The following is a 21,022-nucleotide window of genomic DNA, read 5'->3' as shown; positions in this document are numbered from 1 at the left end:
CCCGCTCACGCGACCATGCCGCGCTGGACGAACTCGGCGACGAGCAGCAGGGCGTAGAGGCCGACGAGCGCGCCCGCCCCGCCCGCGAGCCACATCAATCGCTTGCGTCGTTCGACATGCCGTTCGGGCGTCACCACCTCGGTGATCGAGCCGATCACCGGCAGTCCGCTTGCGCGTTCGAGCTTGCCCGCCGTCGCGTAGCTGGTGCGGACCTGCGCGAGGCCAAAGGCCACGCCGATGCCGCCGGCAAGACCCGCGAGCAGGACGCCGGTCAGGAACAGCGGGCGATTGGGCGCGGCGGGGCTGGTCGGCTTGGTCGGCGGATCGAGCAGCTCGACGCGGATCGCGTCGGTTTCCGTCTGCACGTCGCCGCGGAGGCGCACCTGCTCGCGCTGCCCGAGCAGCTTGTCATATTGTGCCTTGAGCGCGGTATACTCGCCGTTGATCCGGTCATATTCCGCCGCGATGCCGGGATTCTGGATCTGCTGCGACGTGATCCTGGCGATATCGGCGGTCAGTTGCGCCTTGCGCGCGCTCAGCGCGCTGACGGTGGCCTGCCGCTCGGCACGCATGGCGGCGAGCGAACCATAAGCCGGGTTCTGCGCGTTGCCGGCGCTTCCGCCGCTGCCTTCGCGATCCGCCTGCGCCTTCAGCGAGGCGATCTGGCTCTTGAGCGCGACGACGTCGGGGTGCGCATCGGTCAGCCCGCGCGCGCGCATCGCCGACAGTTCGGCCTGCGCGCCCGCCAACTGCTGGCGCGCGACGCCGCCGCCGGTGGCACCGAGACCCGGCACGTTGATCGTCGCCGGGGTCGAGGCGAGCTGGCCGTTGGTCGCGGCAAGCGCAGCCTGCGCGGCAACGAGCTGCGTGTCGATCTGACCAAGTTCGGCGCGCGCCGCTTCGACGCGCTGCGCGGGCGAGCCGGCGCCGGCGGGAATCAGCCCGATGTTCTGCGCCTCGAAGGCCGCGCGCCGACCCTCGACCTCGCGCAGCGCCTTTTCCCGGTCGGCGATCTGCGAATCGAGGAATTTCAGCCCCTCGCGCGCGTTCATGCGCCCGCCGCGCAACTGGTCATCACGGAAAACGGTTATCAGGCTGTCGAGTACCCCCGAAGCCAGCTTGGCATTGTCGGCATCCGACAGGCTGCCGACGGCGACGCTCGACGTGATCTCAAAGATATTATCCTGTTGCGGAACGATCTTGATGCTCTTCTGCAACATGCCGACCGCCCCGGCCCGCTCGCGCTCGCCCGCGCCGACGGGCAGCAAGCCCGTCGTCACCGCGACCTTTTCGAGGTTGCGCGCGCTGGTCAGCGTCTCGCGAATCTGATCGATCCGCTGACGGCCGCCGAAACCGGCGGTCGTATCGTCGGGCAGGATCTGGTTGATGTCGACGAGCAGGCGCGCCCGCGAATCGTAGCGATTCGGGATCGAGGCGATCGCGAGCCAGCCGAGGATGCAGATACCCCAGGCGACGCCCAGCACCAGCCACCGGCGTGTCCAGACGCTGTGCAGCGCCAACCGCAGTTCGTCATATAGACCATTCATCGCCGGGGTTCAGTCCTTCGGATCGCGGGGCAGGGTCGGCCGTCCATGTCAGAACATGCTTTCGGGAATGATGATGACGTCGCCCGGCTGAAGCTTCACATTGGCCTTGATGTCGCCGCGCTTGATCAGATCGTTGAGGCGCAGAGCATATTCGTGCTGCTTGCCGCTTCCCTTATCGTAGCGCACGAGCCGCGCCTTGTTGCCCGCGGCATATTCGCCGAGACCGCCGACGGCGATCATCGCGTCGAGCACGGTCATGTTGGCGCGATAGGGAATCGACGCCGGCTTCTCCGTCGCGCCGACGATGCGCACCTGCTGCGAGAAGGTGCTGTTGAAGCTGGTGACGATGACGCTGACGATCGGGTCGGTGATATATTGGCCGAGCGCCAGCTTGATGTCCTGCTGAAGCATCGTCGGCGTCTTGCCGACCGCGGGCATGTCGGTGATCAGCGGCGTCGTGATCCGCCCGTCGGGACGCACCTGGACCTTGCCGCCGAGTTCCGGATTGCGCCACACGAAAATCTGCAGTTCGTCGAGCGGCCCGATGATATATTCCTCGCCCGGCCCTTCCTGGTTCGCGACGAAATTGGCGCTCGGCAATTGCGGCGCGGTTCCGGCGCTCATGCAGCCGGTCAGCGCGGTCGCGGCGATGCCGGAAACCAGCGCGGCGCGGGCGGCGCGGAGCGAGGGGAAGGATCGCATGTTCATATCACCTTTCGCATAGCCGGGCGCCCTCGCGGGCCCGGAAACGCGCCGGAACCCGCAATGACATCCATTGCGTCAGGGTCAGCCATGCTCGAAAAGGGTGAACATACCGTTAGTATTGGGGTAGGTTCGCGCCGCGCTTGTCGCAAACTGTCCCTGTTCGGAACAGAAATCGCCGTCTAGACGAGCATTTCGCGCGCCGGTCCCTGGCCGAGAAAAGCTGCCGGGCTCGCCGTGGCGCCATAGGCGCCCGCCTGAAAAAGCGCAACAAGATCGCCGACTTGTGCCGCGGGTAGCGCAACCTGATCGCCCAGCCGATCGAGCGGCGTGCACAGACAGCCCACTACCGACACCGTCTCGGCCGGCTCGCCGCCGAAGCGGTTGGCAAGCGCGATCGGATAGTTGCGCCGGATCACGGTGCCGAAATTGCCGCTTGCCGCCAGTTGATGGTGGAGTCCGCCATCGGTGACGAGGAAGGTTTCGCCGTGGCTGACCTTGCGATCGACGATCCGCGTCAGGTAGACGCCGGCTTCGGCGACGAGCCAGCGGCCAAGTTCCATCGCGAAGCGGCTGGTCGCCAGCACCGGATCGCGCGCCGCCAGCGTATCGGCGAGTGCGGCGCCGACCGCCACAGCATCCACCGCGGTATCGCCAGGAAAATAGGGCACGCCCATACCGCCGCCGATGTTGACGAGCGGCGGCGGCGCACCGACGTCGTTCGCCAGCCGCGCCGCGAGCGCCACCGTCTGCCCCTGCGTCTCCGCGATGGCGGCGGCGTCCAGCGCCTGCGATCCGGCGAAAATGTGGAAACCCCGCCAATCGGCACCGGCGTCGATCAGCCGCCGCACCAGCGCCGGGACCTCCGCCGCATCGACGCCGAACGGCTTGGCGCCGCCGCCCATCTTCATCCCCGATCCCTTGAGGTCGAAGTCGGGATTGACCCGCACCGCCAGCCGCGGCGTGATGCCGAGCCGCGCGGCGACGGCGAGCGCGCGGTTCGCCTCGCCAATCGATTCGAGGTTGAGCGTCGCGCCCGCCGCGATCGCCGCTTCCAGTTCGCGGTCGCGCTTGCCGGGTCCGGCAAAGCTGATGTGTTCGGCCGCCATGCCGCTCGCCAGCGCGGCCCGCAATTCGCCGCCCGAGGCGACGTCGAACCCGTCGACCCGCTCCGCCATGAAGGCGAGCAATGGCGGATAGGGGTTCGCCTTCATGGCATAGTGAAGCTGCACCGTTTCGGGAAATGCGGCGCGCCATTCGGCGATCCGCGCCGCCAGCAGCGCGCCGACATAGACGAACAGCGGCGTGTCGCCCGCAGCATCGGCAAGCCGGTCCGCGCGCGCGCCCCCGATCAGCAGCATGCCGTCGGCGTCGGCGGCGAAGCCGGGCGGAATCGGGCCGTGCGGCTTCATGCCGCCACCTGCCGCGTCCAGTCCGCAGCGATCGCGACGCGGTCGAGCTTGCCGTTGGGATTGCGCGGCAGGGTGTCGCGCCACTCGATCGTCTGCGGCTGCATGAAGTTGGGCAGCGTCTGGCGCAGCCACGCCGCCAGCCCGTCACGATCCGCATCCCCCCCCCTGCCGCGCACGATCAGCACGATCGCCGCGCCGAGCCGCGCATCGGGGATGCCGAAGGCGACGGCTTCGTAAACAAGGCCGGAGGCGACGGCCGCATCCTCGACCTCGGTGGGGCTGACGCGGTTGCCCGCGGTCTTGATCATCGCATCGTCGCGGCCGACGAAGGTCAGCAGGCCCTCGGCATCGCGGCGCACCGTGTCACCCGACCAGACCGCGATGCCGCCATGGCGCGAGGCCGGCGGTGCGGGGCGAAAACGCTCTGCGGTGCGTTCGGCGTCGTGCCAGTAACCCTGCGCGACGAGCGGTCCGCAATGCACCAGTTCGCCCGGCTCGTCGTCGTCGGTCACGCTGCCGTCAGGGCGGCACACCAGGATTTCGGCATGGGGGATCGCACGGCCCATCGAGGTCGGATGCGACGCCACGAGCGCCGGGTCGAGCCAGGTCGACCGGAACGCCTCGGTCAGTCCGTACATCGGGTAGATGGCGGCATTCGGAAAGGTGGCGCGCATCGCATCGATGAGCGTCGGGGTCAGCGCGCCGCCGCTGTTGGTCAGGCGGCGCAGCAGGGCGGCAGTATCGGCGGGCCAGTCGCTTTCGACGAGTTGCACCCACAGCGGCGGCACCCCCGCCAGCGTCGTTGCGCGGTATCGCGCCACGGCCTTCACCACGTCGCGCGGGGTCAGATAGTCGAGCGGCGCGACCGCCCCGCCCGCGTACCAGGTCGAAAGAAGCTGGTTCTGGCCATAGTCGAAGCTGAGCGGCAGCACCGCGAGCACGCGGTCGTCGGGCGCGATCTTCAGATAGGAGGCGACGCTCTCTGCCCCCAGCCACAGGTTGGCGTGGCTCAGCATCACGCCCTTGGGACGTCCGGTCGATCCGCTGGTGTAGAGGATCGCGGCCAGTTCGTCCGTTCCGGCCCGCGAGGGCGGCAGCGCCGGCCCGTCCGAATCGATCGCCGTTTCGGCGGCCTTCAGATCCTCGAACGCGCAATCCGCCGGCCGGCCGTCGCCGAGCATGTCGGCGCGCGGCGCGTTGGTGACGAGCAGTGTCGCACCGCTGTCGGCCAGTATATGCGCGACCTGCGGTCCCTTGAGCAGCGGGTTGACGGGCACATGGATCAGCCCGGCGCGCGCCGCGGCGAGCGGCATCAGGCAGATCGCCCGCGTCTTCGCGCCCCAGCTGGCGACGCGCTCGCCCGGACCGCCCGCGCGCTCGCGCAGCCAGGCGGCCAGCCGCCCGACCCCGGCATCGAAGTCGGCGAAGGACAGGACGCGCTCGCCGATCAGCAGCGCGGGCGCGTCGGGAACGCCGCGCAGCGCAAGATGGTCGATCGGATGCGACGGAGGATTTTCGATCTTGGTCATCGGCTGTTAGGAGACGGGTGATAGAGCGCGCGACCATGCAAGGGAACGGTGAACATCCCGCTAATGATGCGAAACGCCCCCCGGCGCGGGGCGCTGGCTTCGCCTCGCCCTTCGACCGCGAAGAGTGGTTCGATCTGCTCACGGCGCATGGCTTTGCCGGCGCGGGACGCCATGACGCGCGCGGCACGGCCGTCGACACGCACGCCCTCCTGCCCCTGCGCATCGAACGACCGGGCCATTATGCCGGGCTCGCCAACTGGTACAGCTTCGCGATCCGGCCGCTCTACACCGGCGATGGCGACCGCCCGGCGGCGCTCGCGGACCTGTTCGCGGCGCTGCGCCGGCGCGCCGTGCGGCTGACCCTCTACCCCGTTCCCGATACCGAACAGATGGCCGTCGCCTCCGCGTTGCGCTCGGCGGGCTGGTGGGTGAAGGCCAGTCCGAAAGGCGACCGGCACTGGCTCGACCTGTCGGGTCTCGATCATGACGGCTGGTGGGAGAGCCGCCCCGGCGCGCTGCGCAGCACCGTCCGGCGCAAGGCGAAGAAGGGCGTGGTCGGCATCGAACTGTTCACCGCCTTCGACGCCGACGCCTGGGCGGCCTATGAAGCCATATACGCCGCGAGCTGGAAGCCGGAGGAAGGCGACCCCGGGCTGCTGCGCGCCTTTGCCGAGGCCGAAAGCGCGCGCGGTACCTTTCGCATGGGACTCGCGCGCATCGAGGGCGCACCGGTCGCCGCGCAATATTGGACCGTCGAGGACGGCACCGCCTTCATCCACAAGCTCGCGCATGTCGAGGACAGCCTGAAAGCGTCGCCGGGGACGCTGCTGTCCGCGGCGCTGTTCCGCCATGTCATCGAGGTCGACCGCGTGTGCCGGGTCGATTTCGGCACCGGCAACGACGCCTACAAGCGCGACTGGATGAACCGGCACGAACCGCTGTGGCATATCGAGGCTTTCAATCCGGCGCGCATCGCGGCATGGGGACCGGGACTCAAGGCTTTTGCGCGTTCGGTCCTCGGGCGCGAATGAGGATCAGGATCGTGACCGAACCCGTCGACACCCAACTTCGCGCCCTGCTCGCCGACATCCTCGGCCTGGGCGAAGAGCGCGCCGCCGCGCTAACCGCCGACAGCGGCCTGTTCGGCGAACTGCCCGAATTCGATTCGATGGCGGTCGCGACCGTCCTCACCGAGATGGAAGATCGCCTCGGCATCCTGATCGACGACGACGAGATCGACGGCGAGATATTCGAAACCTATGGCCACCTGCTCGCCTTTGCCGAGCGCAAGGTTCGAGGTTCATAGGATAGGCGGGGGCGCATGGACGGTCATCGGCTGCGCATAGACCCCGCCGGAACGCCGCGCGCGACCGTCCTGTTCGTCCCGCCGCTATTCGAGGAAGCGAACCGCACGCGCCGCACGCTGGTGCTGACGATGCGCGCGCTGGCGGCTGACGGATTCGCCGCGCTGCTGCCCGACCTGCCCGGACAGAATGAAAGCCTGACCCCGCTCGTCGAGGTCGATCTGGCGCGCTGGATCGAAGCGCTGGCCGCGGTCGCAGAGCGAATCGACGGCCCGCTGATCGTCGCATCGCTGCGCGGCGGCTGCCTGATCGACCATCGCGCCAAGGCCGCGGCCCATTGGCGGCTGGCCCCGGTCGCCGGCGCGTCACTGCTCCGCACGCTGCTGCGCGCGCGCGTCAGCGCCGACCGCGAGGCCGGAGCTTCTTCGTCGCTCGAAAGCCTGCAAGCCGAAGCGCGCAATACCCCATTGCTCCTCGCGGGGAATCTACTGTCACCCGCGATGATCGCCCAGCTTGGCGGCGCCGAGGTCCAGGCGGTCGCGCCGTTGCGCAGCCTCCCGCTCGGCAGCGGCGACGGCGCGCTGCCGGGCACGCCATTGTGGCTGCGCGCCGAGCCGGGCGAGGACGCCGCGATGGCGAACGCGATCGCGACCGACATTGCGGCCTGGGGGGTGGCATGCGGCATCAACTGAGTTTCGCCTGCGAGGGTGCGGCGCTCGCCGCGACGCTCGACGACGCGCCGGGAACGAGCGGGCTGCTGATCGTGTCGGGCGGCAACGAAATCCGCAGCGGCGCGCATCGCGGCATGGCGATACTCGCGCGGCGGATTGCCGAAGCCGGTTATCCGGTCTTTCGCTTCGACCGCCGCGGCATCGGCGACAGCGAGGGCGAGAACGGCGGGTTCGAGTCGAGCGCCCCCGACATCGCCGCCGCCATCGCCACCTTTCGCACCGCCGCGCCGCAGGTCGCGCGGATCGTCGCCTTCGGCAATTGCGACGCGGCGAGCGCACTGCTGCTCCATCAGCCGCTGCCGCTCGACGCGCTGATCCTCGCCAACCCGTGGAGCTATGAGGATGCCGACGGTGACGAGGAAGCCGAACCGGCGCTGCCGCCGGCGGCGGCGATCCGGACGCGCTATCTGTCGCGGCTGAAAGACCCCAAAAGCCTGCTCAGGCTGGTGAAGGGCGAGGTCGATCTTCGCAAGCTGGCGCGCGGACTGTCGGCGCTCGGCCGGAGGAAGCCGGAAACGGCTCCCGACAGCCTTGCCGCGCGGCTCGACAAGGCGATGGCAGAGCTTCCCTGCCCCGCCACGATCCTGCTCGCTACGGGCGACCGGACGGCACAGGCGTTTGCGGAGAATTGCAAGCCGGGCGCGCTGGCGGTCGAACGGCTCGACAGCGCGTCGCACAGTTTTGCGGGTGCGGATGGCGACTGGCTGGCGACCCGGATATTGGAAAGACTGGGCTGACTTCCGGTTTCGGATAGGGAACCGCCCCTTCCAAACTCGTCATGCTGAACTCGTTTCAGCGTCCATGGCCAGCGTCGACAGGTAACCGTTCCCCGGCGAAAGCCGGGGTCCAGCTATGTGCGCCTGCCTCGCATGGACCCCGGCTTTCGCCGGGGATCACCAGCGTCCCTGTCTCAAGGTATAAACGCCAAACAAGTCCAGGGTGACGACGAAATCTGAATGTCAGCTTTGACCGAAGCCTCTCCGTTCGGGCTCCGTTTACGCATCCACCGTGGCGCGATACTCCGCCTCGGCAAGGAAGCGTTCGGCGTCGAGGGCGGCCATGCAGCCCATGCCCGCCGCGGTCACCGCCTGGCGGTAGACCTTGTCGGTCACGTCGCCCGCCGCGAAGACGCCGGGAACGGCGGTCAGCGAGGTGCCGGGCGTCACCTGCAGATAACCGTCGTCGTCGAGCGGCAGCTTGCCGACGAACAATTCGGTCGATGGCTTGTGCCCGATCGCGACGAAGCCGCCGTCGGTGGGCTCGTGCCTCGCCTCGCCCGTGACGGTGTCGATCAGGTCGACGCCGACCAGTCCCGCGGCGCCTTCGCCCGCGACGAAGCGATCGACCTTCTTGTTCCAGATGACCTTGATCTTCGGATTGGCGAACAGCCGATCCTGCAGGATTTTTTCGGCGCGCAGCGAATCGCGACGGTGGATCAGCGTCACGTCGTCGCTGTGGTTGGTGAGGTAGAGCGCTTCCTCGACCGCGGTATTGCCGCCGCCGATCACCACCACTTTCTTGCCGCGATAGAAGAAGCCGTCGCACGTCGCGCAGGCCGACACGCCCTTGCCGCCCAGTTCCTGCTCGCCGGGAACTCCCAGCCATTTCGCCTGCGCGCCGGTCGCGATCACCAGCGTTTCGGCGACATAGACGTCGCCGCCGTCACCGATGAGCCGGAAGGGGCGTTGCGACAGGTCGACGTCGACGATCGTGTCCCAGATCATGCTGGTCCCGACATGGACCGCCTGCGCGGTCATCTGTTCCATCAGCCAGGGGCCCTGAATCACCTCGGCGAAACCGGGATAATTTTCGACGTCGGTGGTGATGGTCAACTGGCCGCCGGGCTGGAGCCCCTGGACCACGATCGGCTGCATCCCGGCACGCGCGGCATAGATGGCGGCCGACAGGCCCGCCGGACCCGAACCGAGGATGAGCATCTTGGTGTGGTGAGTGGTGGGCATGATCGTCCTGTTGCTGCGTGATCGATGAGCGTTTCGACCGTCTCTTCGACAATCGAACTGCCCGGTCGAGATGGGTGTTGCCAAGCGCGCTAGCAAGGGACAGGCTGCGCGCCAAGGGGAGAGAGAGACAATGGCTAGCTGGTGGGACCGTCACGCCGTACCGCGCCTGATCCGCTGCGCCTGTTCGCAGGGTCAGATCATGAAGGCGCGCAGCAAGGTCGTTCCAAACGCGTCGGGCGACGTGCTGGAACTCGGCTGCGGTGGCGGTATCAACATGGAATTCTATGACTGGAGCCGGGTCTCCAGCTTCACGGGCCTCGACCCGTCGCCCGAACTGCTCGCGATGAGCCGCGCCGCGGCGCAGGAGCGCGGGATCGAGGCAACGATCGCGGGCGGGGTCGGCGAGGCGATGCCCTTCGACAGCGGACGCTTCGACACGGTGGTCACCACCTTCACCCTGTGCTCGGTCGCCGATCAGGCGGCGGTGCTGGCGGAGATTCGCCGGGTTCTGAAACCCGGTGGCACCGCGCTATTCCTCGAACATGGCGGCGCACCCGACGCGGGGGTCGCGAAATGGCAGCGGCGGATCGAGCCGGTGTGGAAGCGCGTCGGCGGCAATTGCCACCTGACGCGGCCGATTTCCGGCGCCTATGCCAAGGCGGGCTTTGCGGTCGATCGGCAGGCCGCGCACTATATGCCCAAGACCCCGCGCCCTTTCGGCTGGATCGAATATGGCGCGGCGCGTGCGGTTGGCTGAGTCGAGGATCGGCGCGCCTTGTTCGTCATGCGGAAGTTATTCGGTAATCGTCGCTTTTCGGCAGGTAGCTGTTCCCCGGCGAAAGCCGGGGTCCATATGGCGTAGTGCCGCCCCTGTCTGGACCCCGGCTTTCGCCGGGGACCAAGCCTCGATTGACGCGGCGTTTACCGTGAGACCGGGCCGTGAATGCTGAAACAAGTTCAGCATGACGCAGGTAGGATTCAGCGAAGTTCGTGGCCTTCCTTCTCCCCCATCTCGACCAGACCATGGCCGATGCTCACGCGTTCGTCGAAGACGAAGCAGCCGCCCTGCCAGCGGCTCTCCGCCTCGGGCACCTGTTCGAGATAGGCGAGGATGCCGCCCTTCAGATGGACGACATCGGCGACGCCCTCGCGCTTCAGGAAGGCGGTCGATTTCTCGCAGCGGATGCCGCCGGTGCAGAACATCGCGACGCGCTTTCCCGCGAAGCGATCGGCATTGGCGCGCCACCAGTCGGGAAAATTGCCGAAGCTGCGGGTACGCGGGTTGATCGCGCCGTCGAAACTGCCGTAGCCGACCTCGAAATCGTTGCGCGTGTCGATCAGCACCGTGTCGGGATCGTCGACCAGCGCGTTCCAGTCGGCGGGGTCGACATAGGCGCCGACCTCGCGCGCCGGGTCGATTCCCGGCACCTTCATCGTCACGATTTCCTTTTTCAGCCGGACCTTGAGGCGCCCGAAGGGCATCGCCGCCGCAGTGGAATATTTGACGTCGAGGCCCGCGCAGCCGGGAAGCGCGCGGATATGCGCGACGACCGCGGCGATACCGGTTTCGCTGCCCGCGATCGTCCCGTTGATGCCTTCGCGCGCCAGCAGCAGCGTGCCCATGACCCGATTGGCGGCGCAAAGCTCCAGCAAGGGCTGGCGCAACGCGGCGGGATCGTCGAACGGCGCGAAGCGATAGAGGGCGGCGACGGTGAAGCTCATGGCCGACGCCCATAGCCGCGCGGCCAGGCGATTTGAAGATCAGGCGGCCGCGACGACGCCATGCCGCAGAAAAGGCCGGACAGCCGCCATCGCGCGCTCGACATAAAGCGCCTTCTCGCCGACCGGCGCGACATAGTGGAGCGCGCCCTCTGCCGCGGCTTCGTCCGCGAGGCGCGCGATGACCCACGCAGCGAGATATTGCGAGGCGAGACAGCCGCCCGCGGTCGCGACATTGCCGTGCGCGACGAAGGGCGCGTCGAGTACCTCCACGCCAGCCTCGATCACCCAGGGCTTCGTCGTCAGGTCGGTGCAGGCAGGAAGATCGCCGATCAGTCCCAGCTTCGCGAGCAGCAATGTCCCCGAGCATTGCGCGCCGACAAGCTGGCGTGCCGGATCGAGCCGGATCCGGTCGAGGATCGCCGGATCGGCCGCGATTTCGCGCGTGCGGACGCCGCTGCCGACGATGACGGCATCGGCCTCTTCAGCATATTCCAGCGGCTTCTGCCGGTCGATCGTGACGCCGTTCATCGAGGTCACGCGCGCCGTCGGTGCCGTAATATGCGCCGCCCATCCCTGTCCGCGTAGCCGGTTGAGGATCGCGGCGGCGATGAACGAATCCAGTTCGTTGAAGCCGTCGAACGTCAGCACCGCGATCTGCATGGGAAACTCCATCGAATGAATGAGACGAAAGCCCTACAGGACTCACCCCCAGACATTCAAATCTTCGTCACCCTGAAGGTCAACGCTGCGCTACGCCGCCTTCTTCGCCTGCCGGAAGCTGTGCAGCAGCGGCTCGGTATAGCCCGACGGCTGGACCGTGCCCTCGAAGATCAGCGCCCGCGCCGCGCGCCAGGCGATGCCGTCAGGCGTCAGCGTTTCGTAGAGCGGGTCGCCGGCATTCTGCGCGTCGACCTTCTTCGCCATGCGCGCGAGCGCGGCATCGACCTGATCGGCGGTGCAGACGCCGTGAAGCAGCCAGTTGGCGATCGCCTGGCTGCTGATCCGCAGCGTCGCGCGATCCTCCATTAGGCCGACGTCGTCGATGTCGGGCACCTTCGAGCAGCCGACGCCCTGGTCGATCCAGCGCACGACATAGCCGAGTATGCCCTGGCAATTATTGTCGAGCTCGCGCGTCACCTCCGCCTCGCTCCAGTTGCGGCCGGTGGCGACGGGAATGGCGAGCAGGCGGTCGAGCGGCGGCACCGCCTCGCCCGCGATCTCCTTTTGCCGCGCGAACACGTCGACCGCGTGATAGTGGAGCGCGTGGAGCGTCGCGGCGGTCGGCGAAGGCACCCAGGCGGTGTTCGCACCCGATTTCGGATGGCCGATCTTCGCCTCCAGCATCGCCTTCATCATGTCGGGCATCGCCCACATTCCCTTGCCGATCTGCGCCTTGCCCGACAGGCCGCAGGCGAGGCCGATGCGGACGTTGCGGTCCTCGTAGGCGGCGATCCAGTCGCTCGCCTTCATCTCCCCCTTCGGGATCATCGGGCCGGCGTGCATCGAGGTGTGGATCTCGTCCCCGGTGCGGTCGAGGAAGCCGGTGTTGATGAAGACGATGCGATCCTTCACCGCTTCGATGCAGGCGGCAAGATTGGCGCTGGTGCGGCGCTCCTCGTCCATCACCCCGACCTTCACGCTGTGGCGCGCGAGACCGAGCATGTCCTCGACCGCGTCGAACAGGCGGTCGGTGAAGGCACATTCCTCCGGCCCATGCTGCTTGGGCTTGACGATATAGACGCTGCCCGTGCGGCTGTTGCGCAGCGTGCCGAGCTGCTTGAGGTCGTGGAGCGCGCACAGGCTGGTGATCACCGCGTCGCAAATGCCCTCCGGCGCCTCGCCGCCGCCCGGCAGCCGGATCATCGGGGTGGTCATCAGATGACCGACGTTGCGCACGAACAGGACCGCGCGGCCATGCAGCGTGAAGGCGGTGCCGTCGGGCGCGGTCCATTCGCGGTCGGGCGCCATCGCGCGGGTGACGGTCCGGCCGCCCTTGTCGAAGCTTTCGACGAGATCGCCGCGCATCAGGCCGAGCCAGTTGGCATAGCCGAGCACCTTGTCCTCGCCATCGACCGCGGCGACCGAATCCTCGAGGTCGATGATCGTCGTCAGCGCGGCCTCGATCACCACATCGGCGATTCCCGCGGGATCGGTCCGTCCGATCGGGCTGGCGGGATCGATCACCAGTTCGATGTGCAAACCGTTGTGCCGCAGCAGGGTGCCACCGTCGCGCGTGCCGACAAGCTGCGCGGGGTCGGCGAGCTTCGGCTCCCCGCCCTGCCAGTCGGCCCACGAACCGGCGGCGAGCGGCACGGCTTCGTCGAGGAAGGCCTTGGCGCGCGCGATCACCGCCGCGCCGCGCTCAGGGTCGTAGCCGCCGGGCTTCGCCGCCGGCGCGTCGAGCGCGTCGGTGCCGTAGAAGGCGTCGTAAAGGCTGCCCCAGCGCGCATTGGCGGCGTTCAGGGCAAAACGCGCGTTGAGCGCGGGAACGACGAGTTGCGGGCCGGCCATGGTCGCGATCTCGGGATCGACATTCGCCGTTCCGACGGCGAAAGGCGCGGGCTCCGGAACGAGATAGCCGATCTCGCGCAGGAACGCCTGATAGGCGGCGGGATCGTGTGCCTCGCCCTTGCGTGCGTCGTGCCATGCGTCGATCTTCGCCTGCAGATCCTCGCGCTTGGCGAGCAACGCGGCGTCCTCGGGCGCGAACCGGCCGAGCAGCGTCGCGAAATCAGCCCAGAAGCGATCGGGATCGAGCCCCGTTCCCGGCAGCGCCCGGGTTTCGAGAAAATCGACCAGACGCGAATCGACGGAAAGGCCGTGGCGATCGAGAAAATCAGTCATGCAAGCACCCTTTGGTCGGCGCGAACGCGCCAGTGGACCCGGGGAGGAAAGGGCCGCCGCCCTATGGCGCGAATGGCAGGGCTTGGCAATGGGGCGGTGCGTCGAAAGAAAAGGGATGGGAGGGTTGCGGCGCCGGTCAGGCGGCGCCGCGCACCGGCGTCGGCGGCAGATCGCCCAGCACGACGCAGACCCGGTTCCGACCGCCCGACTTTGCCCGGTAAAGCGCCGTGTCAGCGCGATGAAGCAGGTCGGACAAAGTTTCCGGCGGCATCCATTGGGCAACGCCGAAGGACGCGCTGAAACGGCGGTCGACGCCGAGCACGGGCAGTTCCGCCGACGCAAAGGCGGCGCGCACCGCCTCGGCATAGAGGCGTCCGTCGGACAGCAGCGCGGCAGGCAGCAGCACGGCGAACTCCTCTCCCCCGACGCGGCCGACGATTGCTTCGGATGGAGCGGCTTCGGTCAGCATCGCGGCGAAGTGCGCGATCACGCCATCGCCCGCGGCATGGCCGAAACTGTCGTTGATCTGCTTGAAATGGTCGAGGTCGGCTGCAATCAGCGTCGCTCTGCCCTCGCGCGCGAGCGCCGCTTCGGCATGGCGTTCGAAACCGCGGCGGTTAAAGACGCCCGATAGCGGATCGGTTTCCGAGCGGGCGATCATCTCGGCCGTCGTGTCGCGCATGGTCACCAGCAGCATGACGAGACCGGTCGCGATCAGCACTACGACGCTGCCGCTTTGCGAGATCGCGGCATAAGTCGTCGCCATATAATCCTGCGGCGTGCGGGCCGTCCCCACCAACATCGCGAACAGCGGCTTGAGCAGATAAAGCGTCGCCCCGACCGCCTGCAACACGACCAGCAGCAGGTCGAGCGGTTGCCGGCGCCCCGAGCGCCAGATCATCATGCCGAAGAGCGCCTGCATGGCGAAATAGGGAAGCTGGTAGAGCACCAGCCGCGACAGCGAGCCATAGGTCATGCTGAAGACGACCGGCACCAGCAGGACCGTGACAATCCAGATCGCGGCCATCGCGGTCCACGGCGGCTCGACGCGGTAGTGGCGCGCGACCCCGATCAGCGCGAAGCTGAGCGCGGAAAGGAAAACGAGGAAGATGGCGATGCTGACCGGCACCGGATCGGCCTGTTGCCGGAGCAGGAATTCCAGACCGGCGTTGACGATTCCCACCCCGCAACCGAGCGCCAGCCACCATGCGCCGCGCGCGCTCCGGTTCGTCGCCGCGACAACGGTGAAGGCCACGGCAAAGATGCCCGCAACGGCCATGTTTATGCCAAGCACGAAAGCAGCTGTCATCGACCCACTCACCATTGGTCCGCACCGCGTAGCGAGGCGGCCACCAAATTTTGGTTAATGGCACGATCGGCAGTCGGCTTCCCTGAAGGCTCTACTGGCAGGATTATTGGGCATCAGTGACTTACGGTATCGTGCCGACAAAATGCCAGGCCGGGGGTGCAAAAGCCCCTCGCCGCTCGCTATAGGCACGCAATGACCGCCCTTACTGCGAGTGAAATGGCGACGCTCGAACGCGCCGCCGATGCCCCGATGCTGGCCGCGGTCGAGGCGTGGGCGGCGGTGAACAGCGGTACCGGCAATCTGGCGGGGCTGAAGACGATCGCGGGGATGCTCGCCGACGCCTTTGCCGTCCTGCCGGGCACGGTGCGGCTGGTCGAGCCCGATCCGGTCGAAAGCGTCGACGCGGCGGGGCAGGTCCAGACGATCGTGCGCGGCGATCATCTCCATGTCCGCGTGCGCCCCGACGCGCCGGTGCAACTGCTGCTGACCGGCCATATGGACACGGTGTTTCCGGCCGATCACCCGTTCCAGTTTCTGACATGGCGCGAACCCGGCGTGTTGAACGGTCCCGGCACCGCCGACATGAAGGGCGGAATCGCGGTGATCCTCGCGGCGCTGACCGCGCTCGAAGCGTCGCCGCTCGCCCCGCGCATCGGCTATGACGTGATGATCAACAGCGACGAGGAAACGGGAAGCCACGCCTCGGCCGCGCTGATCGCCGAACTGGCGAAGGGCAAGGCGGCGGCGCTCACCTATGAGCCCGCGCTTCCCGACGGAACGCTCGCCGGCGCGCGGCCGGGCAGCGGCAATTTCTCGGTGTCGATCCACGGCCGTTCGGCGCACGCCGGGCGCAACCCCGAGGAGGGACGCAACGCGCTGATCGCCGCGGCAGACCTCGCACTCCGGCTGAACGCGCTGAAATCGCCCGATCTCAAGGTCAACCCCGCGAAGATCGACGGCGGCGGACCGAATAACGTCGTTCCCGATCAGGCGATCCTGCGCGTTAACATGCGCCCCGCGACCCCCGCTGCGATGGCGGCGGCCGAAGCGGCGCTGCGCGATGCCATGGCAGCGGTGGCGCGGGAGCATGACGTGCATTGCCACCTTCATGGCGGTTTCAACCGGCCGCCCAAGCCGCTCGACGAGCCGGCAACGCGGCTGTTCGAACTGGTGCGCGATTGCGGCGCGCTGCTGGGGATCGCCATCGACTGGAAGGCGACGGGCGGCGTGTGCGACGGCAACAATATCGCCGCCTGCGGCGTGCCGGTGGTCGACACGATGGGGCCGCGCGGGGGCGCTATCCATTCGGCCGACGAATTTCTGATCGTCGACAGTTTGCCCGAACGCGCGCGGCTGTCGGCGCTGACCATGCTCAGACTGGCGGAACGGGGGACAGCGTGAATTATCTGATCCGGGCGGCAAAGCCGGGCGACCTGCAGAGCATCTATGAAATGGCGAAGCTGACGGGCGGCGGCTTCACCAACCTGCCCCCCGACCGGCAGGCGCTACGGTCCAAGCTCGAACGCGCCGAGGCGAGTTTCGCGCGCGAGGAGGATGCGCCGGGCGATGAACTCTATCTGATGGTGCTAGAAGAGGTCGAAACCGGCGAGGTGCGCGGCACCTGCCAGATCTTTGCGCAGGTCGGACAGCACTGGCCCTTCTATTCCTATCGCATCGGCACCGACAGCAAGCATAGCGAGCAATTGGGCCGCACCTTTCACGCGCAGGTGCTGATGCTGAGCAACGACCTGCACGGCGCGAGCGAGGTCGGCGGACTGTTCCTGCACCCCGCGGCGCGCGCGGGCGGGCTCGGCCTGCTGCTCGCGCGATCGCGCTATCTGTTCATCGCGCGGCATCGCGCACGTTTCGCCGACCGCATCCTCGCCGAATTGCGCGGGGTGATCGACGAAGCGGGCGGCTCGCCCTTCTGGGACGGAGTCGCGGGCAAATTCTTCGGGATGAGTTTTCAGGAGGCGGACCAGTTCAACGCGGTTCACGGCAACCAGTTCATTGCCGACCTGATGCCCAAGCATCCGGTCTATATCGCGATGCTGCCCGACAGCGCGCGATCGGTGATCGGCGTCCCGCATCCCAGCGGGCGTGCCGCGATGCGGATGCTGGAGAATGAAGGATTCGCCTTCGAGAACTATATCGACATCTTCGACGGTGGCCCGACGATGACCGCGCGCACCGATCAGGTGGCGAGCATCCGGAACGCGCGGCATGTCGAAGTGGCGGGAATTGCGGAGAGCGGCGAGGACGCGCTGATCGCGACCGGCCGCCTCGCCGATTTCCGCTGCTGCTTCGGACAGGTCGGTGCGGATGGGACGATCGATGCGAAAAGCGCGGGGCTGCTGGGCATCGGCAAAGGCGCCGAGATCAGCTGGATCGGGCGGTAGTAGGAAACTGCATCCCTCCCCTGAAGGGGAGGGGCTCAGGAAAGAAAACCATGCTCACCGAAATCAACTTCGACGGCATCATCGGCCCCACGCACAATTACGCCGGGCTCAGCCGCGGCAACATCGCCTCGGCCAGCAATGCCGGCGACGTGTCGCAGCCACGCGCCGCGGCGCTGCAAGGGATCGAGAAGATGCGGCACAATCTGGCGCTCGGCCTGCCGCAGGGATATTTCATGCCGCTCGACCGGCCCGACGCGGCGTGGCTCGAAACGCTCGCCACCACGCTCGACGAGGTCGAGCCGCACCTGCGCGCACAGGCGTGGTCCGCCTCGTCGATGTGGGCCGCCAACGCCGCAACCGTGTCGCCGGCGCCCGATAGCGACGACGGGCGATGCCATCTGACCATCGCCAACCTCGTCACCATGCCGCACCGCAGTCACGAATGGCCGGGCACGCTCGCGCAGCTTCGCCTTGCCTTCGCCGATCCGGCCTTCGCGGTCCACGGTCCCGTGCCGGCTCCGTTCGGCGACGAGGGTGCGGCGAACCATATGCGGCTGTGCGCGGGGCATGGGGCGCCGGGGGTGGAGATCTTCGTCTATGGCATCGGCGGCGGCCGCTTTCCCGCGCGCCAGCACCTCGACGCATCGAAGGCGATCGCGCGACGGCACCGGCTCGATCCCGCGCGCACGCTGTTTCTTCGCCAGTCGGACATGGCGATCCAGGGCGGCGCCTTTCACAACGACGTCGTCGCGGTCGCCAACGAGCGCGTCCTCTTCACGCACGAAACGGCGTTCGAGAACCGCGAGGAAGCGCATGCCGCGATCCGCACCATCTTTCCCGAGGTCGAAATCGTCGAGGTGCCGGCCAGCGCGGTGAGCCTGCCCGATGCGATCAGATCCTATCTGTTCAACGCCCAGCTCGTCAGCCTGCCCGAGGGCGACGGCATGGGACTCGTTCTGCCGACCGAGGCGCGCGAGACGCCGAGCGTCTGGGACTGGCTGGAGGCGCATGTCGCCGGCAACGGTCCGATCCGCAGGCTGCTGCCCGTCGATGTGCGCCAGTCGATGGCGAACGGCGGCGGCCCCGCCTGCCTGCGGCTGCGCGTCGTCGCCGATCCGGCGACCGTCGATCCGCGCTTTCTGGCCGACGAGGCGAAGCTCGACCGTATTGCCGCGGTTGTCGCGGCGCATTGGCCCGAGGCGATCGCGCCGGGCGACCTTACTTCGGCGGCGCTGGTCCACGACGTCCGACGTGCCCGCGCGGCGCTGCTGGACGCGATGGACTTCGGCGAACTGGTGTAAAGCGCCGCCCTTCCCCTTTCTTTGTCCGTCGGGTTAATTTACAGTTTACCATCCGCTTGCGGCATCGAATCCCCGATTTGTGCCGCTGGCACGCCCCTTGCTTCGGATGGCGACGATGCTGATGGTGATGTTGAAGAAAATTGGACGGCTGTTCGTCATCAAGACGCGCTTCGAGGCGTGCCTGATCATTTACGCGCTCGGCGTGGGGGCGATGGCGCGCGGGATGATCTATCTGGACCAATATCCCGGTATCGGCGGCAAGCTGCTGCTCGCCGCGTGCAGCGGCTCGGTATTCCTCGCGGGTGCCAAAATCTTCGACTGCCTGCGCTACGAGAAAGCGGCCAGAGCGGCAGCGGACGGCTGAAATACCGCCGCGCAGCAAACCGCGGCGACGAAGGCGGCCCCCTTTCGCCCCGCGTCAAGCTGTGCCAAGGCGTGTGCCATGAGCAGGATCAGCGGGCGGCCGTCCGTCAGCACCGAACATGTCTATGGCCTGACGCTGCGCGTCGCGCGCTGGCGCGCGGGCAAGGGCGGACCACCCCTGCTGTTCCTCAACGGGATCGGCGCCGACATCGCCGCGGCCGCGCCACTGCTTGCCCGGATCGGCGAGCGCGAGGTGTGGACGCTCGACATGCCAGGGGTCGGCGGCTCGCCCGACGCGCTGCTGCCCTATGCAGCGCCGACGATGGCGGCGACAGTCATGGAGATCGCCGACCGATTCGGGCACCGACGGCTCGACCTCGCCGGTTTCAGCTGGGGTGGCGCGCTGGCACAGCAGGTCGCGGTGCAATTTCCCGGCCGCATCCGCCGCCTCGTGCTGATGGCGACCACTCCCACCGTCGCGGCGCCGGGGATCGGCTGGGCCGCGCTGCTCGACGACGATATGCTCGCGAGCGGCCTGCGGCTGCCGACCGCGACGCCGCTCGGCCTGTCCTATCAGGCGATGGCGATGGCCGGATGGACGAGCGTGCCGATGCTGCCCCGGCTGAGGGCGCTGCCGACGCTGGTGCTGATGGGCGAGCGTGACGGCGTGGTGCCCGCCAGCCACGGCCGGGCGATTGCCGACCTGATCGAAGGCGCCACGCTGGAAATCGTGCCAGGATCGCACCTTTTCCCCTTCACCCATGCCGCGTCGGTCGCGGCGCGGATCAGGGCGTTTCTCGACCAGCCGGCGCGGGCGGAGCAACGAGCCGCCGCTTGAGGAAATCGGCGATCGCGGTGGCGGTCGCGTCGGGCGCCTCCTCCATCGGCAGATGGCCGACGCCGTCGAGCATCACCACCTCCGACCCCGCGATGCGTTCATGGAAAGTCTGCGCCGCGCTGGGGTTTATCAACCGGTCCTGCTTGCCGAACAGGATCAGCGTCGGTGCCGCGATCGCGCCGATGCGGTCCGCCATCGCGGGTTCGCGATCGAGCGTCGCGCGCAGCGAGGTCGCCTCGCGATTGCCGGGGAAGCGCAGCAGATTCCAATAGCGGTCGATCATCGCGTCGGTGACGATATCCTGCCGCTCCACCGACCCGCGCAGCGACCGTTCGACCAGCGAGCGCGGCGTGATCTGCGCCGCCAGCCAGCGCCCGAGCGGATATTGCAGCAGGCGAAAGCCGATGTTCGACGGCGGCGGCTTTTCGACGGCGCGCAGCGGCATCCCCGCGGCGTCGAGCAGCAGCAGCGCGTCGATGCGATCGGGGCGAGCGAGCGCATAACGCCATGCCACCCAGCCGCCCATCGAATTGCCGCCGAGCACGAAGCGATCGAGGTCGAGCCGCGCGGCAACGACATCGACCGCGGCGATCATGCCGTCGGCGCTATAGTCCTTGTCGGGAGTGCCGCCGGTCAGACCGTGCCCCGGCAGGTCGAGCGTGACAATGCGATAGCGGTCGCCCAGCCGCCGAACCAGCGGTTCCCACGTCTGAAGGCTGCTGTTCGACCCGTGCAGCAGGACGAGCGCCTCCGCATCGCGCTTTCCCTGATCGCGATAATGGATGCGCTGCCCCGCCGGCCCCACCGCAAACTGTGCGTCCGCACCGCCATATCGGGCGATCATCGCGTCGCGATCGGTGTCGGGGGTACGCAGGGCGAGGAACAGCGCGACGAGCGCGAGCAGCAGCCCGAGCGGGATCAGGACACGCTTGCGGCGCAGCAAGGGCCGCCGCGGCGGCAGCGGTTCGAACTCGTCCTCGTCGATCATTACGCCTCCCCAGACCCCCGCCGACCCTAACGTGCCGGAACGGCACGTCAATCGGCGGCGGCCGGGAAAGGA

At 67.9% G+C, this 21,022-nt stretch carries 20 protein-coding genes; 10 read left to right on the top strand and 10 right to left on the bottom strand.

The annotated features are described in order from the left end of the window. Positions 1–5 precede the first annotated feature (5 nt). From AC2S9W_RS10990 to AC2S9W_RS10975, 4 genes are all read right to left on the bottom strand, one after another. Positions 6–1,547: an XrtA system polysaccharide chain length determinant gene (locus AC2S9W_RS10990; protein ID WP_067111588.1), complete on the bottom strand. Its 1,542-nt coding sequence runs from the start codon at positions 1,545–1,547 to the stop codon at positions 6–8. 48 nt (positions 1,548–1,595) lie between these two features. Next, the gene (locus AC2S9W_RS10985) at positions 1,596–2,249 is read right to left on the bottom strand and encodes an XrtA/PEP-CTERM system exopolysaccharide export protein (RefSeq protein WP_067111617.1); all 654 of its coding nucleotides are present in this window, start codon (positions 2,247–2,249) and stop codon (positions 1,596–1,598) included. A 182-nt stretch (positions 2,250–2,431) separates the two neighbouring features. Beyond that, a complete protein-coding gene (locus AC2S9W_RS10980) occupies positions 2,432–3,661 on the bottom strand; it encodes a pyridoxal-dependent decarboxylase, exosortase A system-associated (RefSeq protein WP_212597427.1) in 1,230 nt (409 codons plus the stop codon). Next, positions 3,658–5,190 carry an acyl-CoA ligase (AMP-forming), exosortase A system-associated gene (locus tag AC2S9W_RS10975; protein ID WP_067184529.1) on the bottom strand — a complete coding sequence of 511 codons (1,533 nt, stop codon included), beginning with the start codon at positions 5,188–5,190 and terminating at the stop codon, positions 3,658–3,660. The genes AC2S9W_RS10980 and AC2S9W_RS10975 overlap by 4 nt, the downstream gene beginning before the upstream one ends. Before the next feature lie 35 nt (positions 5,191–5,225). Between AC2S9W_RS10975 and AC2S9W_RS10970 the strand changes: the two genes are divergently transcribed. Genes AC2S9W_RS10970 through AC2S9W_RS10955 form a run of 4 tightly spaced genes read left to right on the top strand, consistent with a single transcriptional unit; the run spans position 5,226 to position 7,962 of the window. Continuing rightward, entirely contained in the window at positions 5,226–6,221 is a 996-nt protein-coding gene (locus AC2S9W_RS10970; protein ID WP_486570813.1) for a GNAT family N-acetyltransferase, read from the top strand. A gap of 11 nt (positions 6,222–6,232) precedes the next feature. Further along, the gene (locus tag AC2S9W_RS10965) at positions 6,233–6,496 is read left to right on the top strand and encodes an acyl carrier protein (RefSeq protein WP_234002610.1); all 264 of its coding nucleotides are present in this window, start codon (positions 6,233–6,235) and stop codon (positions 6,494–6,496) included. A 15-nt stretch (positions 6,497–6,511) separates the two neighbouring features. Continuing rightward, positions 6,512–7,186, top strand: a complete 675-nt coding sequence (locus AC2S9W_RS10960; protein WP_212597429.1) for an alpha/beta hydrolase family protein — start codon at positions 6,512–6,514, stop codon at positions 7,184–7,186. Beyond that, positions 7,171–7,962 (top strand): hydrolase 1, exosortase A system-associated, encoded by a 792-nt coding sequence (locus AC2S9W_RS10955; protein ID WP_486570812.1) that lies wholly within the window; start codon positions 7,171–7,173, stop codon positions 7,960–7,962. Before AC2S9W_RS10960 ends, AC2S9W_RS10955 begins: the two co-directional genes overlap by 16 nt. Before the next feature lie 258 nt (positions 7,963–8,220). Here AC2S9W_RS10955 and trxB read toward each other — a convergent pair whose 3' ends face one another. Next, positions 8,221–9,186: a thioredoxin-disulfide reductase gene (gene trxB, locus AC2S9W_RS10950; RefSeq protein ID WP_067184538.1), complete on the bottom strand. Its 966-nt coding sequence runs from the start codon at positions 9,184–9,186 to the stop codon at positions 8,221–8,223. A 130-nt stretch (positions 9,187–9,316) separates the two neighbouring features. Here trxB and AC2S9W_RS10945 point away from each other — a divergent pair, with 130 nt between their 5' ends. Then, a complete protein-coding gene (locus tag AC2S9W_RS10945) occupies positions 9,317–9,943 on the top strand; it encodes a class I SAM-dependent methyltransferase (RefSeq protein WP_212597432.1) in 627 nt (208 codons plus the stop codon). 221 nt (positions 9,944–10,164) lie between these two features. Here the strand turns inward: AC2S9W_RS10945 and trhO are convergent, their stop codons facing one another. The 4 genes from trhO to AC2S9W_RS10925 form a co-directional block, all read right to left on the bottom strand. After that, positions 10,165–10,908, bottom strand: a complete 744-nt coding sequence (gene trhO, locus AC2S9W_RS10940; protein WP_486570811.1) for an oxygen-dependent tRNA uridine(34) hydroxylase TrhO — start codon at positions 10,906–10,908, stop codon at positions 10,165–10,167. A gap of 39 nt (positions 10,909–10,947) precedes the next feature. Next, entirely contained in the window at positions 10,948–11,568 is a 621-nt protein-coding gene (locus AC2S9W_RS10935) for a DJ-1/PfpI family protein (RefSeq protein ID WP_486570810.1), read from the bottom strand. A gap of 90 nt (positions 11,569–11,658) precedes the next feature. Further along, positions 11,659–13,752, bottom strand: a complete 2,094-nt coding sequence (locus AC2S9W_RS10930) for a malate synthase G (protein WP_486570809.1) — start codon at positions 13,750–13,752, stop codon at positions 11,659–11,661. A gap of 136 nt (positions 13,753–13,888) precedes the next feature. After that, positions 13,889–15,031 carry a GGDEF domain-containing protein gene (locus tag AC2S9W_RS10925; RefSeq protein ID WP_486570808.1) on the bottom strand — a complete coding sequence of 381 codons (1,143 nt, stop codon included), beginning with the start codon at positions 15,029–15,031 and terminating at the stop codon, positions 13,889–13,891. Positions 15,032–15,253: 222 nt separating this feature from the next. On the opposite strand from AC2S9W_RS10925, the gene AC2S9W_RS10920 reads away from it, so the two are divergent. From AC2S9W_RS10920 to AC2S9W_RS10900, 5 genes are all read left to right on the top strand, one after another. After that, a complete protein-coding gene (locus tag AC2S9W_RS10920) occupies positions 15,254–16,462 on the top strand; it encodes a hydrolase (RefSeq protein WP_486570807.1) in 1,209 nt (402 codons plus the stop codon). Further along, positions 16,459–17,460 (top strand): arginine N-succinyltransferase, encoded by a 1,002-nt coding sequence (locus AC2S9W_RS10915; protein WP_486570806.1) that lies wholly within the window; start codon positions 16,459–16,461, stop codon positions 17,458–17,460. Before AC2S9W_RS10920 ends, AC2S9W_RS10915 begins: the two co-directional genes overlap by 4 nt. A 50-nt stretch (positions 17,461–17,510) precedes the next feature. Then, positions 17,511–18,761 carry an N-succinylarginine dihydrolase gene (locus tag AC2S9W_RS10910; RefSeq protein WP_486570805.1) on the top strand — a complete coding sequence of 417 codons (1,251 nt, stop codon included), beginning with the start codon at positions 17,511–17,513 and terminating at the stop codon, positions 18,759–18,761. A gap of 127 nt (positions 18,762–18,888) precedes the next feature. After that, complete coding sequence (locus tag AC2S9W_RS10905) at positions 18,889–19,125, top strand: hypothetical protein (protein WP_067112049.1); 237 nt, start codon at positions 18,889–18,891, stop codon at positions 19,123–19,125. A 78-nt stretch (positions 19,126–19,203) separates the two neighbouring features. After that, positions 19,204–19,962: an alpha/beta fold hydrolase gene (locus AC2S9W_RS10900; protein ID WP_486570804.1), complete on the top strand. Its 759-nt coding sequence runs from the start codon at positions 19,204–19,206 to the stop codon at positions 19,960–19,962. Here AC2S9W_RS10900 and AC2S9W_RS10895 read toward each other — a convergent pair. Next, positions 19,910–20,950, bottom strand: coding sequence for an alpha/beta fold hydrolase (locus AC2S9W_RS10895; protein WP_486570803.1), 1,041 nt, complete (start codon positions 20,948–20,950; stop codon positions 19,910–19,912). The two genes, AC2S9W_RS10900 and AC2S9W_RS10895, sit on opposite strands and share 53 nt — an antisense overlap. Between the last annotated feature and the right edge of the window lie 72 nt (positions 20,951–21,022).

The sequence above is a fragment of the Sphingopyxis sp. 550B genome, from assembly GCF_057401805.1.
This window is presented reverse-complemented; position numbering and strand designations above follow the sequence as displayed.

Excerpts from the sequence above, each read along its gene's own strand:
- AC2S9W_RS10990 (WP_067111588.1), bottom strand. The coding sequence starts at position 1,547 with ATGAATGGTCTATATGACGAACTGCGGTTGGCGCTGCACAGCGTCTGG.
- AC2S9W_RS10985 (WP_067111617.1), bottom strand. The coding sequence starts at position 2,249 with ATGCGATCCTTCCCCTCGCTCCGCGCCGCCCGCGCCGCGCTGGTTTCC.
- AC2S9W_RS10980 (WP_212597427.1), bottom strand. The coding sequence starts at position 3,661 with ATGAAGCCGCACGGCCCGATTCCGCCCGGCTTCGCCGCCGACGCCGAC.
- AC2S9W_RS10975 (WP_067184529.1), bottom strand. The coding sequence starts at position 5,190 with ATGACCAAGATCGAAAATCCTCCGTCGCATCCGATCGACCATCTTGCG.
- AC2S9W_RS10970 (WP_486570813.1), top strand. The coding sequence starts at position 5,226 with ATGCAAGGGAACGGTGAACATCCCGCTAATGATGCGAAACGCCCCCCG.
- AC2S9W_RS10960 (WP_212597429.1), top strand. The coding sequence starts at position 6,512 with ATGGACGGTCATCGGCTGCGCATAGACCCCGCCGGAACGCCGCGCGCG.
- AC2S9W_RS10955 (WP_486570812.1), top strand. The coding sequence starts at position 7,171 with ATGCGGCATCAACTGAGTTTCGCCTGCGAGGGTGCGGCGCTCGCCGCG.
- trxB (WP_067184538.1), bottom strand. The coding sequence starts at position 9,186 with ATGCCCACCACTCACCACACCAAGATGCTCATCCTCGGTTCGGGTCCG.
- AC2S9W_RS10945 (WP_212597432.1), top strand. The coding sequence starts at position 9,317 with ATGGCTAGCTGGTGGGACCGTCACGCCGTACCGCGCCTGATCCGCTGC.
- trhO (WP_486570811.1), bottom strand. The coding sequence starts at position 10,908 with ATGAGCTTCACCGTCGCCGCCCTCTATCGCTTCGCGCCGTTCGACGAT.
- AC2S9W_RS10935 (WP_486570810.1), bottom strand. The coding sequence starts at position 11,568 with ATGCAGATCGCGGTGCTGACGTTCGACGGCTTCAACGAACTGGATTCG.
- AC2S9W_RS10930 (WP_486570809.1), bottom strand. The coding sequence starts at position 13,752 with ATGACTGATTTTCTCGATCGCCACGGCCTTTCCGTCGATTCGCGTCTG.
- AC2S9W_RS10925 (WP_486570808.1), bottom strand. The coding sequence starts at position 15,031 with ATGGCCGTTGCGGGCATCTTTGCCGTGGCCTTCACCGTTGTCGCGGCG.
- AC2S9W_RS10920 (WP_486570807.1), top strand. The coding sequence starts at position 15,254 with ATGACCGCCCTTACTGCGAGTGAAATGGCGACGCTCGAACGCGCCGCC.
- AC2S9W_RS10910 (WP_486570805.1), top strand. The coding sequence starts at position 17,511 with ATGCTCACCGAAATCAACTTCGACGGCATCATCGGCCCCACGCACAAT.
- AC2S9W_RS10905 (WP_067112049.1), top strand. The coding sequence starts at position 18,889 with ATGTTGAAGAAAATTGGACGGCTGTTCGTCATCAAGACGCGCTTCGAG.
- AC2S9W_RS10900 (WP_486570804.1), top strand. The coding sequence starts at position 19,204 with ATGAGCAGGATCAGCGGGCGGCCGTCCGTCAGCACCGAACATGTCTAT.
- AC2S9W_RS10895 (WP_486570803.1), bottom strand. The coding sequence starts at position 20,950 with ATGATCGACGAGGACGAGTTCGAACCGCTGCCGCCGCGGCGGCCCTTG.